This window comes from Pseudomonas sp. H1_A03, from assembly GCF_054685145.1.
The window spans coordinates 5,447,065-5,460,670 of the sequence record NZ_CP162829.1; the positions used below are offsets into that span (position 1 = coordinate 5,447,065).

Genomic DNA, 13,606 nt, shown 5'->3' on the forward strand with positions numbered 1-13,606 from the left:
CGAGGCACGGAACCGACAGGCGCACGACCACAGACAGCCGTGCGGGGTTTATGGACCCTCATAAGTCACTTTGGTGCCGCGCGTTCGCCCCATTACACCGACAGGGGCAGCATCACCACAAATTCGCTGCCCTTGCCATGCCCGTCACTCTTGCCCGAGACCGTGCCGCCGTGGGCTTCGACCAGTTCGCGCAAGACGGTCAAGCCAATGCCCAGGCCGGCGCTGTTGAACCCGATGGCGTGGGCGTCTTGCACATAAGGATCAAAAATGAACGGCAGGGCATTGGCGGTCACGCCGATGCCATTATCGGAAATGCAGATCCTCAGTTGCTCGGCCTCCACAGTGACCACCATCGAGACGGTGCCACCGGTCTGGGTGTACTTGGCCGCATTGCCCAGCAGGTTGTGCAGGATCTGCGCGAGCCGCACGGGGTCACCGCTCATGATCAGGCTAGCGTCGGGAAGCGCCACGTCGAACTGCTGATTTCGCGCGATCATCACCGGGCTGCACGCGTCGACCGCGGCATTCAAGATGCGCAGCATGTCCACCTCGCGACACTGGATGCGCAGCTTACCGGTGCTGGCGCGTGAGACATCCAGCAGGTCGTCGACCAGTTGGGAAATATGCTGGACCTGGCCTTCGATCAACTCACGCATGCGCGGCAGTTGGTCGCTGGGCAGCCTGACCATGCGCTCGGCAATCAGGCTGATAGGCGTCAGCGGGTTACGCAGTTCATGGGCGACCATCGCCAGGATGCTTTTCTGCTGGCCCAGTGCAAGCTCGGCCGTGGCCTGAAGGTCCTGGGCGCTGAGTGCGGCGATCACCAATTGCGCATTCGCTTCGCGCAGCTCCTGGAACAACAGCAGCTCCTCGACCTGAGGCGCCGCGATTGCGTCGGATTGCGTCAGGAGTATTGCCAGCACCAGTTGCTGATTGGCTTCGATCAGTTGCTCGACGTGCTGGGCGTCTTCCAGACGATTATTCGCGTCACTCAGCTGATCCTGCAGCGCAGCCAATACCGCGCGGGCTTCAACGGTTTTGCGGCCAAGCAGGAAGAGTTCGTGGGCAGCATTGGCTACCTTACGCTCCTCCTCTCCAGCACGGTCACTCATGAGTCAGCTCAAACATTGTCACTCCCTGTGTTCCGGGTAGTCGGGCGACCGCCGAGCAGTCCTTCCTGATCGGGAAGCATCTCGCCGATCTGCAGGCCATCGTCAGTGATGCGGTATTGGCGCAACTCATCGCAGTGGGCACTGGCACGCACTTTGACCACCGCCATGATGCGCAACAGGCGGCTACGCACTTCAATGTAGCGCTGCACGATGATCGCGTCGGTCAGGAACGCCGTGCCGTAGGGGCTGAAGCGCAGGTCGGTGTAGCGGTCTTCCAGTTCCGAGGTCATCAACACGCTGACGCCGACGCGGGTCAACGCCGTGACCATGCGCGACAACGACTCACGAAAGTCCGCCCGGAAGGTCGGCGCCAAGGCCAGCTCAAAGCCCGACAGTGAATCGATGACCACCCGCGTGGCGTTCAAGCGCCTGATTTCACTGAGCAACTGCTGGACGATTTCGTCGATCGACAGGTCCGGCGCCCGGCTGTCCACCAGGCTGACGTTGCCACAGGTAATCAGGTCGGCCAGTGTGGCGTTTTGCGAGCGGTTGGGCCGTTGCTCGAAGACCGCAATCACGCCGGTTTCGCCATTACGCGCACCCTCGGCCAGGAACGTCGCCGCCAGGATGCTTTTGCCCGACCCCGAAGGCCCCGCGACCAACAGTGAGTAGCCCCGTGGCAGGCCGCCTCCGAGCATCTCGTCAAGGCGTGGCACGCCCATTTTAAGGCGTTGGATAGGCAGCGCCATCGGTGTCTCGACCGGGTCGATGGCCGCGGGCGCGAAGACCTTGATGCCGGAGCTCTCGATACGGAAGGTGTGCAGCCCCGGCAAGGTCGGCTGGCCGCGCATCTTCATGATTTCCATCTTGCGCACCATCGAATTGCGCTCGACGCTCTGGCGCAACCAGATCAGCCCATCGGCCACGGTGAAAATCGGGTTGGTGTCGGTTTCGGTGAAATACTCGCCGATCAGAAAGGTGGTCGCCTGCCAGGTAGTCATCAACATGCCCAGTTGCTGAACGAACTGCGGCAGGTTGTTATTGGGGTTGGTCTGCGTCTGGCTGGCCAGCACCACGGAGCGGAAGGAATCGACAAACACCAGCGACGGCGAATGTGTCTCCACTTCGCTGACAATTCGCCGCAACACCTCATCCAGATTACCGGCCAGGGTGTCATCGGCCAGGTTGATATAGCGGATCGACTGGTTGATCGCTTCATTATCGAAAAAGTCGAACTGCTGCTGATAACGCAGCATCTTCAGCGGCGGCTCGCCCAACACGGTGAAAAACAGCGCGGGGCGTTCAGGGGTCGCGAGGGCAAACATCATTTGATGCGCCAGCGTGGTCTTGCCGCAGCCAGGTGGGCCGGCGATCAGGTTGAACGAAAATTCCGGCAATCCTCCGCCCAGCACCTCGTCCAGACCTGGCACACCGGTAGCCAGGCGGTTGATAGTTACTTTGGAGCTCATGGCGAATTTTCCTGCGAAGGGGTGTCGCTCAAAGAAGGTTCCCACACGTTGCGCAGTAACCGGGCCGTCAGCGACCGCCCGACCAGCGAGGTCAGCAACGTATAAAAAGTGGTCAGCAGCACCTCACCGAAAAACAGCGCATCGGCTTCGCTTTGCTCGATCAATACGGTTTTGAGGCCGATCAGATCCGGCGTGACCTGTACACGTTCGTACGTGCCAGCCAGCCGGGAGTGCTTCGAGGCACTGAGGAGCAGGCTGCGGCGCAAGAGCGCCACAACCCCTTGCTGCCCGATGATGGGCGTGAGTGCTGCGTCCATGTCCTGCAATATCGAAATGATCGCCTCGGCGATGCCTGCGATATCAGCGGTGGGACCAACACGGTGCGCCAGAGACGCTACGATCTGGCGGCTCTCTTCGCTTAGCGTGGACATGACAGGCTAATATCTGATGAATTGAGGTACCAGCCTACACCCTATGGCGGTCGACCGAAGGTTTAATGAGCCATGGCCTCTATATGGGTCCGTCGCCCTGGCTTAAAACCATGATCACGTGCCGCCCACGCGATCACCAGCGCCACGCCGATCAATACCAGCATTGCCCATGGAAACGCCGCTACGCCCCAGTGGTCCAGCAATACCCCGCCCATCACGCCGCTCGCGGCAATCGCGCTGTTCCACGCCACCACATTCAGCGACAACGCCACATCCGCGCCATCACCCGCCGCATCCGCGAGGGCCGTTTGCAGCAAGGTGGCGGCACCGCCGAAACTCAAGCCCCACACGGCGACACCGACGTAGACCACGCCAGGCACCTCGCCCAACACGCCAAACACCAGCGAGATCACCGCAAATACCACCAGGCTGACCAGCACTGTCTTGCGTAATAACGGCTCGACCAGCTTGGCCGTCAACCAAATCCCCGCCAATGCGGCAATGCCGAATACCAGCAACACCACGTCCACCCGCCCAGCCAGCCCCGCCCGTGCGACGAACGGGGCGATGTAGGTGTACAGAATGTTGTGCGCCAGCATCCAACTGATGACCACCGCCAGCACCGGCCACACGCCCGGCGTCGTCAGCACCTTGCCCAACGACACGCGTTGATGCGCGGGTTGGGGCGCGTAGTCCGGGACTTTCACCAGCACCCACACAATCAACACCAGGCTAACCGCCGACATCAGACCGAACGTGGTGCGCCACCCCAGCAGCCCACCCAGCCACGTGCCCAGCGGCACACCCAACGACAAGGCAATCGGCGTGCCGACCATCGCCAACGCCAGCGCCCTGCCCTGTTGATGCGGCGCAACCATGCGCCGGGCGTAACCGGCCAGCAGGCTCCAGGCCAACCCTGCCGCCACACCGGCGAAGAAGCGTGCCACCAGGGTCACGCCATAGTGAGACGACAGCGCGGTGATGGAGTTGAACAATAAAAAACCGACGATGGTCAGCAGCAACACATTGCGTCGGCGCCAGCCACGGGTAGCAATCGTCATGGGAATCACCGCCAACAACGAACCCAGTGCATAGGCGGTGACCATCTGCCCGGCCATAGAGGGCGAAATCGCCAAGCCGTCGCTGATCAACGGCAAGAGGCCGGCGGGCAAGGTTTCGGTGACGATGCAGATAAAGCCGGTCATGGCCAAGGCGAGCAAGGCGCCGATGGGCAGGCGGTCGGATGACCTAGATAACGTCAGTGAGGGTGTCACGGTAAACTCCTTGAGCGAGACTTAGATACTGATCGATATAGATGTTGCCGGCGACTGCAACACGTTGTCAACGACTTATGTATCGACTAGTATTTATATCGCTTTCCACCGGAGACCTGACATGGCGCAAATGGGCCGCCCCCGTACCTTCGATCGCGAACACGCTGTGGAACAGGCCATGCACCTGTTCTGGCAGCACGGCTACGACGCCACTTCCCTCGCCCAACTCAAGGCCGGCCTGGGTGGCGGAATCTCCGCGCCGAGTTTTTACGCGGCGTTCGGTTCCAAAGAGGCGTTATTTGACGAATGCGTGCAGCGCTACCTGGCGACCTACGCCCAGGTCACCGAATGCCTGTGGGACGAAAGCCTGATACCGCGCCAGGCCGTTGAGACAGCGCTGCGTCAGTCGGCGCGCATGCAGTGTGAAGACGGGCATCCCAAAGGCTGCATGGTGGCACTGGGGGTGATGAGCGCGCCAAGCCCGGAGAATGCGCGGGTGGCGGATGGGTTGACGCAGTCACGGCTGCGCACGCGGGCGGGGATTGTGGCGTGTGTGGAGCGAGCGAGGCGTACGGGGCAATTGCCGGACACGGTTAACCCGGCAGTGATGGCGTCGGTGTTTGATAGTTTTTTGCAGGGTGTTTCGATCCTGGCACGGGACAATGTGCCCCATGCAACCCTCGACGCGGCGATCAACCAACTGTTGCTGACCTGGGATATTGCCGCCTCTACTGCACCGCCCATTCGTCCCGACGTTGCCTCAGGAAATCCACAATCGCCCGAACCCGATGCGGCCCATACCGCCCATGGGCATACAGCAAGGTAAACGGCCGCGAGCGTCCGTGATAAGGCAGCAACACCTCCACCAAACTGCCACCGACCCTTACTCGGCGGTGAGGCTGCTGGGGCTGCCCAGTTGCAAATCTTCGAAATGGCGCTTCACGCTTGCTTTCGCTGATGACACACCGCTAATATTGCGAATAATTCTTATCCGCAGACTTAGCCTCCATGTCGGCTAGCAATCTTCCCTTGAACCAGGCGGTCCAGGCGCTCTACACCGAGCACCATGGCTGGTTGTTCGGCTGGCTGCGGAAAAAGCTCGGCTGCCCGTATAACGCGGCGGATCTCTCCCACGACACGTTCCTGCGTATCCTCGCCTCCCGCGACGCGCTGGGAGCGATGCGTGAACCGCGGGCGTTCCTCACGACCACGGCGCGTCACTTGATTATCGACCGCGCTCGCCGTCGCCAGCTGGAAGACGCGTATCTGCGGGAACTGGCGCTGACCATCGAGATGATGGAGCAGTGCCAGCAATCGCCGGAGCAAATCCTGGTCACCCTTGAAGCATTGGAACAGATCGCCTTCGTGCTCGACGGCCTGGCGCTGAATGCGCGGCGGGCGTTCCTGCTGTACTTCCTCGAAGGCCTGCGCCAAAGCGAAATCGCCAGCCGCCTGGGCATTTCCGAGCGCATGGTGCGCAAGCATCTGATGAATGCCTTGATGCATTGCAACCACGCGTTGGACGTATGAGCGACGACCTCGACCAGCAGGCCGCCAACTGGGTGATTCGCCATAACGAAGGCCACCTCAGCGAGCGCGAACAACAGCACTTCGAACGATGGAAAGCCGCCGACCCACGGCACGGTGCAGCCTTTGAGCGTTTGCAAGGCTTTGTCGGACGCTTGCAGGCAATGCGCCCGCAACAGGCGCCGGTGCAGGCTGCGCTGGAGGCCGCGCGGGTGCGTCGGCGCAACCCGGCGGGCCGCGTGCTGCTGGGACTGTTGGTGGCCTTGCCGGTGGCCCTCGCGTTGCGGGCTTACCCTCCCAGCTATCTGCTGGCAGACCAGCGCACCGCCCCGGCGCAATGGCAACGCGTCAACCTGGAAGACGGTTCGCAACTGACCCTCAGCGGCAACAGCGCCGTGGACCTGACCTTCAATGGCGAGCAACGCCAGGTGCGTTTGCTGCGCGGTGAAATCCTGGTGCAGGTTGCCCATGATACGACACGGCCGTTTACCGTGGTCACCGATGACGGCCAAATGCGCGCCCTTGGCACGCGCTTTACGGTAAAGCGCGAGACGCCGGGCACCCTGCTCAGCCTGCTTGAATCCAAAGTCGCGGCGACTGGCGCCAGCCAGCATGACGCCGTACACGTCAGCGCTGGCGAGCAAGCGCGCATCACGCCGAACGCTGTCACGCTGCTCGGCAAGATCGACCCACGCACCACCGACGATGCCTGGCAGCGCCATCAACTGGTGGTGCAGGACCGGCCATTGCCGGAGGTGCTCGACGAACTGGCGCGCCAATTTGGCGGCCATGTGCAGTTCAATCGCGAGCAACTGGCCGACCTGCGTGTTTCCGCCGTATTGCCGCTGGATAACCCACGCCGCGCCCTGCAGTTGATTGCCGATGGTCTGCCGGTGCGTATCCGCGCGTTCAGCCCGCTGTGGTTGCAGATTGAGCGTCACGAAAAATAGTCTTGCGGGCCGGGTTCCGCTTTTCACGACTGCTGCGTCAAGGAAGAAAGCACCTCAATCACAGGAATTTCTTCCATGCCCCGCCACTTCAAGCGTTCTGCGTTGCCCCTCGCCCTGGCGATCAACCTGGCCAGCCTGGCTGCGCTGACCCTGGCCATCAGCAGCCCGGTGGCGGCGCAAGAAACCGTGCGTTATGCCATCGCCGCCGGCGCCTTGGGCCCGGCGTTGAACCTGTTTGCCCAGCAGGCGCATGTGGCGCTGCTGTTCGACAGCAAGACCGTCGCTGGCCTGAACACCGCCGGTTTGCAAGGCGATTACCCGGTGGCGCAGGGCTTCGCCCAGTTGCTGCGCGGCAGCGGTTTGCAGGCGGTGCAAGGCACCAACGGTTACGTACTGGTGCCACTCACGACCAGCGGCTCGCTGGAGCTGGGCCCCACCGCCATCACCGGCCTCAGCGAAGAACGCAGCACTGACCACGTCAAAGGTTACGTCGCCACGCGCAACCTCAGCGCCACCAAGACCGACACCCCGATCATCGAAACCCCGCAATCGCTGTCGGTGGTCACCAATGACGAAATCCGTGACCGCCAATCCGAAACGCTCTCGCAAACCCTCGACCTCACGCCGGGCTTCACCAGCCAGCCCACCAGTTTCAACCGCACCTCGGACCGCTTCCGTATTCGCGGTTTCGACGTGGAATCCGCCACGGGTGGCTCCCTGCGCGATGGACTGCGCCTGCAAAACAACTCCTACGACGGCGTGCAGGAACCCTATGGGCTGGAACGCGCCGAGGTGATTCGCGGCGCGGCGTCGGTGCTGTACGGCCAACTGTCGCCGGGCGGCTTGATCAACACCGTGAGCAAGCGCCCAAGCCAAACGCCCTACCACGAGATCAACCTGCAAGCCGGGCAGAACGATCGCAAGCAACTGTCCGCCGACTTCACGGGCCCGGTGGGCGACAGTGACACCTTGAGCTACCGCCTGACCCTGCTCGACCGCAAGAGCGACACCGCTGCCGATCACATCCAGAACGACAAGGTCTACGTCGCCCCGGCCCTGACCTGGCAACCGGATGACGATACGTCGCTGACCCTGCTGTCGTTCTATCAGAAGACCGAGACGGGCTTCTCCGCGCCCCTGCCCTATCAGTTGACCAAGGGCGTGGGCAGCGGCGGTTTCCAGATCGGCCGCCACGACTTTATCGGCGAGCCGGACTACGACGAAATGAATGGCGAGATGTCTGCGCTGGGCTATGAATTCGAACACCGCTTCGATGAGCACACGCGCATCAGCAACAAGCTGCGCTACTACCAGTCGGATGTGACGTGGCGGTACCTGCAAGTCAACACCGCCGGCATCGCCGCCGCGCAGACCACCGGCATCCTGCGCCGCCAATACAGCGACCGCCAAGAGCGCTCGCGGGGCCTGGCCAGCGACACCAACATCGAAAGCAAATGGCAATTCGGCGACTGGCAGCACACCTTCCTGCTGGGCTTCGACGGCTATGACACCAGCTACGACTCGCATAACTTCCGTGGCACTGCACCGTCACTGAACCTGGCAACCTACAACTACGGCCAGCCGGTGGTGGTGAACCGCAACCCGGCAACCGACCGCGGTTCGCAGATCGATACCCTGCAAAAAGGCCTCTATTTCCAGGACCAGATCAAGTTCGATGAGCGTTGGATTCTGCTGTTGGGCGCACGCCATGACTGGGCCGACCAAGACACCGAACTGTTCCGCAATTCCGCCAAGAGCAGCCAGAGCGATGAAGCCACCACCTGGCGCGCGGGCCTGGTGTACAAGGCCGACAATGGCCTGGCGCCCTATATCAGCTACAGCGAGTCGTTCTTCCCGGTGGCCGGCACCAACAAGGCGGGGCAAAGCTTTGTCCCCACCGAGGGCAAGCAGTATGAAATCGGTATCCGCTATCAGCCCGAAGGCAGCGCCACGCTGCTGAGTGCAGCGGTGTACCAGTTGGAACAGCGCAACGTGCTGAGCCAGGACCGCACCGATCTCAACTTCTCGGTGCAGGTCGGCGAAGTGCGCTCGCGAGGCTTCGAGCTGGAAGCCAAGACCGAAGTCACCCCCAACCTCAGCCTGATCTCGTCCTACGCCTATATCGATGCACGCATTACCAAAAGCGATATCGCCAGCGAAATCGGCCAACGCAGTGAAGACACGCCTTACCACCAGGCCGCCCTCTGGGCCGACTACCGCCTGGCGGCATTGGGTATCCCGCAACTGCGCATCGGCGGCGGCGCCCGCTACAAAGGCACGACCCAAGCCTCCGGCGTACCGTCATCAATGCCCGCCTACACCCTGTACGACGCGCGCGCCAGCTACGAAATCGATCCGCATTGGGAAGTCGCGCTTAACGCCAACAACGTCACCAACAAACGCTACACCTACTGCGAATTCGCGATTTGCCGCTATGGCGATGAGCGGCAGTTGGTCAGTTCATTGACGTATCGCTGGTAGCGCTAAGAGCAGGCTGACGCGGGAAATGGCAAAAAATGACCTAGAACAGCAGCCGCGAAAAGTCGCAGCAGGCTTGGGCCAGCGTTGCGACGTCCTGGTTCAGGCCAAATTGTCGGTCCACGCGATGCAACGCCACATATTGGATATCCGGTAGCGCAGGCTGCGTGACCAACGCGCGCAAGGTGCCTTGCTCGATCAGATGGGACAGGCACACCACCGGCAGGTAGCTCACACCCACCCCCGACAACGCCAACCCGGCCTGCACCAACAGGTTATGGCTGGTCAGGGTGCGCGGCAGTTGCACATTGTTCGCCGCCAGCCAGCGTTCGTAGATCATCCCGGTACCCGACTGCGAACCCTGGGTGAGCACGGTGTAGCTGGCGAGCGTTTCCAGGCTGATGGGATCGGCGTCCGGGATCAGGCCTGGGGAGCACATCCAGGCGTTTTCCACGCATTGCAGCACGGTGCTGTGGAAGCGCGGATCGCTGTAGACGTCCGGCACAATCACCAGGTCCAGTTGGTCGCTTTCCAATTTGCGAAACAGCTCGCTGCTCAGCTCTACCGACGGTTCGATCTGCACCTTGGGGTAGGCCTGGCGCAGCGCTTCGACCAGCGCCGGCAACCAGGTCAGCGCCGTCAGCTCGGTGACCCCGAGGCGAAACCGGCGCACCAGCACTTCGCGGGCACTGACGCGCTCGAGCAATTGGTCGCGGCTTTTGAGCAGGTCACGGGCGTAATCAAGCAGTTCACCGCCTTTTTCCGTCAGCCGGGCGTTGCGTTTGCTGCGGTCGAATACCTCGACGTCGAAGGTGTCTTCCAGCTCCTGTATACGCTTGGAGATGGCCGACTGAGACATGTTCAGCTTGTTGGCCGCGGCTTCGAAACTGCCCAGCTCGGCGATCCAGTACAGCGCGTCGATTTGCTTGAACGTGATCATGGTGTGCCAGTCATGAAAAAAATCGATGCTAACACATCATAAAATATCGCTAAAACTCTCCGTTCATCGCTCCTAAGATCCGGCCATAGCCCATCGCTATCCAAACGACTCTGGAGATTTGCCATGTCCTTGCCCGGTTCTCGCATCCTTCCCAACGCGCCCATGGCCTCGGCCGAATTGGTCGAGGCATTTGCCCACGTAGTCACGCCGCACATCAGCGACAACCTGGCCCGGCACATCGGCGCCCGTGGGCTCACGCGCTACAACCGCAGCGGGAAGCTGGTAGGCACGGCGATCACCGTCAAGACGCGCCCCGGTGACAACCTGCTGATCTACAAGGCCATGAGCATGCTGCAACCCGGCCATGTGCTGGTGGTGGACGGCCAGGGCGACACCAACAACGCGGTGATCGGCGAGCTGGTCAAGCTCTACGCCCAGCAACGCGGTTGCGTAGGGTTTGTGATCGACGGCGCGATTCGTGATGTCGCCAGCTTCGAGGACACCCCCTGCTATGCCCGCGCCGTGGTGCATACCGGCCCGTACAAAACCGGGCCCGGCGAAGTGAACGTGCCAGTGTCCATCGGCGGCATGATCATCAACCCGGGCGACCTGCTGGTAGGCGATGAAGATGGCCTGGTCGCGTTCTCCCAGGCAGACGCTGGCGAAGTGCTGCGCCGCGCCGCCCAGCACGCCGACCATGAAGAAACGGTCAAGGCCGAAATTGCCAGCGGCGCGGTGCGCCAGAGCTGGATCGACAAAGTCCTGCACAACGCAGGCCTGGCGTGAAGGAATCCGTGATGAGTCATGCATTTTTGTCGGACCGCATCCTGGGCATTGCGCCCTCCCCGAGTATCGCCGCCAATGCTTTGGTGAGCGAGTTGCGTGCCCAGGGCCGCGATATCGTTAACTTCACCGTGGGCGAGCCGGATTTCGACACGCCTGCGCATATTCTGGAGGCCGCCAGCCAGGCGATGCACAGCGGCGACACCCACTACACCGCCACCACTGGCACCCTTGCGCTGCGCCAGGCGATTTGCCTCAAGCTGGCGCGCGACAACGACTTGGCTTATGGCCTGGACGAAGTGGTCGCCGGTTGTGGCGGCAAGCACATCATTTATCACGCGCTGGCGGCGACGCTCAATCGCGGCGATGAAGTCATCGTGCACACGCCGTACTGGGTGTCGTATCCGGATATAGCGCGGCTCAACGATGCCACCCCGGTGATCATCCCCGGTGATGAAAGCCTGGGTTTCAAGTTGTCGCCCGAGGCCCTTGAACAGGCGATCACTGCGCGCACCAAATGGGTGATCCTCAACAGCCCGAACAACCCCAGTGGCGCGGTGTACAACGAGGCTGAACTGCTCGCGCTGGCGCAGGTGCTACGCCGCCATCCCCATGTGCTGATCATGGCTGACGAGATCTACGAACACTTCGTCTACGGCGAGGCCCGGCACGTGCCGTTGACGCGCCTGGCGCCCGACCTCAAGGCGCGTACCCTGATCATCAACGGTGCCTCCAAGGGCTATGCGATGACTGGCTGGCGCCTGGGCTTTGGTGCGGGCCCTGCCTGGCTGATCGCAGCCATCGCCAAATTGCTGTCGCAAACCACCACCTGCCCCAGCTCGTTGAGCCAGGCCGCTGCGGTGGCCGCGTTTGCCGGCGAGCAGGCGCCCATTGGCGCGATGCGTGAGGAATACCGGCGACGCCGCGCATTGATGCTGGAGCGGTTGGAGGGCATTCCCGGCGTGAGCTGTACCCCGCCGGACGGTGCGTTCTATGTGTTCGCCAATGTGAGCGGACTGATAGGTAAACGCACCCCACAGGGTCATCGCCTCGAGAGCGATAGCCAACTGGTCGACTACCTGCTGCGCGACTACGGCCTGGCCACGGTCGGCGGCGCGGCGTACGGCATGTCGCCGTATGTGCGCTTGTCTTTTGCCAGCTCGCCGCAAGTGATCGAAGAAGGTTGCCGCCGACTCAAAGACGCATGCCACGACCTGCGCTGACAGCTGCCTGCCACACCCTGCGGCCAACGGACGGCTGCTTATTGACTGCCTAGAACAACAACTCAAAATCATTGATCTCAAATGAGGCATTCCCATGCACACGCCCCGTATCGCGCTGGTCTGGCAAATCATGATCGGCTTGCTCGCCGGTATCGCCATTGGTGCCCTGCTGCACCACTTTCCCGAATCCCGGCCGTGGCTAGTGAACAACCTACTGCAACCGGCGGGCGATATCTTTATCAAGCTGATGAAGATGATCGTCGTGCCTATCGTATTTTCCTGCATGGTGGTGGGCATTGCCGGCCATGGTGACGGCAAATCCCTGGGCCGAATCGGCGTGAAATCCCTGAGCTATTTCTTTTGCATCACCACCCTGGCCATCATTATCGGCCTGGTCATGGGCAACCTGCTCAAGCCCGGCGCCGGCACTGAACTGTCCAGCCTGCATGCCGCCAACATCACCCTGCCCACCAGCAACGGCGCCGGTCATAGCCTGGGGCAGATTATCGTCGGCATCATCCCCGACAACGTGATCAACGCCATGGCCCAGGGCAGCCTGTTGTCTGTATTGTTTTTTGCGGTGATGTTCGGCCTTGGCGTGGCACGCCTGCCGGCCGAGCGCAAAGACCCCGTGATTGCGCTGCTGCGCGGCGTTGCCGATGCAATGTTCAAAGTGACCTCGATGATCATGGCCTACTCGCCCATCGGCGTATTCGGCATGATCGCAGTGACCGTCGCCAACTTCGGTTTCAGCTCATTGCTGCCGCTGGCCAAGCTGATCATGGTCAGTTACGTGGCTATCGCCTTTTTTGTGCTGGTGGTGCTCAACCTGGTAGCGCGAGTGTGCGGGATCAACCTGTTCGCGCTGATGCGCCATATCAAGGATGAACTGGTACTGGCCTTCTCCACCGCCAGCTCGGCGGCGGTGATGCCCCAACTGATGAAAAAACTCGAGACCTACGGCGTGCCGCCTTCGCTGGTGAGCTTCGTGGTGCCGGTCGGCTACTCGTTCAATCTCGACGGTGCCTCGCTGTTCCTCGGCATCGGCACCTTGTTCGTCGCGCAGCTGTACGGCATAGAGTTGAGCCTGGGCGATCAGGCCTTGTTGGTGGTGACCATGGTGCTCACCTCCAAAGGCGCTGCCGGGGTGCCAGGGTTTATGTTTGTGATCCTGTCGGCGACGCTCGCCAGTGCCGGTTTGCCGTTGGAAGGGATCGCGTTTATCGCCGGGGTGTATCGGTTGATGGAAATGCCGACTACCGCGCTGAATGTGTTGGGTAATGCGCTGGCACCGCTGGTGATTGCGAAGTGGGAGGGCCATGATGCCAAAGCGGCACATGAACCGAGCACTCGGAATATGCCTGCAGGCTAACGTGTACCTACGAATAAAGGCGCTCCGTGGAGCGCCTTTATTCTATT

12 protein-coding genes are annotated in these 13,606 nt (G+C 61.6%); 7 read left to right on the forward strand and 5 right to left on the reverse strand.

Annotation, left to right across the window (positions count from 1 at the left end; translation table 11 throughout):
* Nucleotides 1–92: 92 nt before the first annotated feature.
* The 4 genes from AB4O35_RS25205 to AB4O35_RS25220 all read right to left on the reverse strand — a co-directional run bounded on the left by AB4O35_RS25205 (nt 93) and on the right by AB4O35_RS25220 (nt 4,286).
* Complete coding sequence (locus AB4O35_RS25205; RefSeq protein ID WP_065946202.1) at nt 93–1,112, reverse strand: sensor histidine kinase; 1,020 nt, start codon at nt 1,110–1,112, stop codon at nt 93–95.
* Between the two features lie 8 nt (nt 1,113–1,120).
* Nucleotides 1,121–2,581: an ATPase domain-containing protein gene (locus AB4O35_RS25210; protein WP_065946201.1), complete on the reverse strand. Its 1,461-nt coding sequence runs from the start codon at nt 2,579–2,581 to the stop codon at nt 1,121–1,123.
* Nucleotides 2,578–3,012: a hypothetical protein gene (locus tag AB4O35_RS25215; protein WP_065874233.1), complete on the reverse strand. Its 435-nt coding sequence runs from the start codon at nt 3,010–3,012 to the stop codon at nt 2,578–2,580. The genes AB4O35_RS25210 and AB4O35_RS25215 overlap by 4 nt, the downstream gene beginning before the upstream one ends.
* Before the next feature lie 62 nt (nt 3,013–3,074).
* Nucleotides 3,075–4,286: an MFS transporter gene (locus AB4O35_RS25220; RefSeq protein ID WP_065880839.1), complete on the reverse strand. Its 1,212-nt coding sequence runs from the start codon at nt 4,284–4,286 to the stop codon at nt 3,075–3,077.
* A 121-nt stretch (nt 4,287–4,407) separates the two neighbouring features.
* Between AB4O35_RS25220 and AB4O35_RS25225 the strand changes: the two genes are divergently transcribed.
* The 4 genes from AB4O35_RS25225 (at nt 4,408) to AB4O35_RS25240 (ending at nt 9,244) form a co-directional block, all read left to right on the forward strand.
* The gene (locus AB4O35_RS25225; RefSeq protein WP_065946200.1) at nt 4,408–5,112 is read left to right on the forward strand and encodes a TetR/AcrR family transcriptional regulator; all 705 of its coding nucleotides are present in this window, start codon (nt 4,408–4,410) and stop codon (nt 5,110–5,112) included.
* Between the two features lie 182 nt (nt 5,113–5,294).
* Complete coding sequence (locus tag AB4O35_RS25230; RefSeq protein ID WP_065874236.1) at nt 5,295–5,816, forward strand: sigma-70 family RNA polymerase sigma factor; 522 nt, start codon at nt 5,295–5,297, stop codon at nt 5,814–5,816.
* Nucleotides 5,813–6,763, forward strand: coding sequence for a FecR family protein (locus AB4O35_RS25235; protein WP_460149351.1), 951 nt, complete (start codon nt 5,813–5,815; stop codon nt 6,761–6,763). Before AB4O35_RS25230 ends, AB4O35_RS25235 begins: the two co-directional genes overlap by 4 nt.
* A gap of 75 nt (nt 6,764–6,838) precedes the next feature.
* Nucleotides 6,839–9,244 (forward strand): TonB-dependent siderophore receptor, encoded by a 2,406-nt coding sequence (locus AB4O35_RS25240; protein ID WP_065945327.1) that lies wholly within the window; start codon nt 6,839–6,841, stop codon nt 9,242–9,244.
* A gap of 40 nt (nt 9,245–9,284) precedes the next feature.
* Here AB4O35_RS25240 and AB4O35_RS25245 read toward each other — a convergent pair whose 3' ends face one another.
* Nucleotides 9,285–10,181: a LysR family transcriptional regulator gene (locus AB4O35_RS25245; protein WP_065873285.1), complete on the reverse strand. Its 897-nt coding sequence runs from the start codon at nt 10,179–10,181 to the stop codon at nt 9,285–9,287.
* Between the two features lie 123 nt (nt 10,182–10,304).
* Between AB4O35_RS25245 and AB4O35_RS25250 the strand changes: the two genes are divergently transcribed.
* The 3 genes from AB4O35_RS25250 to AB4O35_RS25260 all read left to right on the forward strand — a co-directional run bounded on the left by AB4O35_RS25250 (nt 10,305) and on the right by AB4O35_RS25260 (nt 13,559).
* Complete coding sequence (locus AB4O35_RS25250) at nt 10,305–10,967, forward strand: RraA family protein (RefSeq protein ID WP_065873286.1); 663 nt, start codon at nt 10,305–10,307, stop codon at nt 10,965–10,967.
* Nucleotides 10,968–10,978: 11 nt separating this feature from the next.
* A complete protein-coding gene (locus tag AB4O35_RS25255; RefSeq protein WP_065945326.1) occupies nt 10,979–12,187 on the forward strand; it encodes a pyridoxal phosphate-dependent aminotransferase in 1,209 nt (402 codons plus the stop codon).
* 94 nt (nt 12,188–12,281) lie between these two features.
* The gene (locus AB4O35_RS25260; protein ID WP_065945325.1) at nt 12,282–13,559 is read left to right on the forward strand and encodes a cation:dicarboxylate symporter family transporter; all 1,278 of its coding nucleotides are present in this window, start codon (nt 12,282–12,284) and stop codon (nt 13,557–13,559) included.
* The last annotated feature ends 47 nt before the right edge of the window (nt 13,560–13,606 follow it).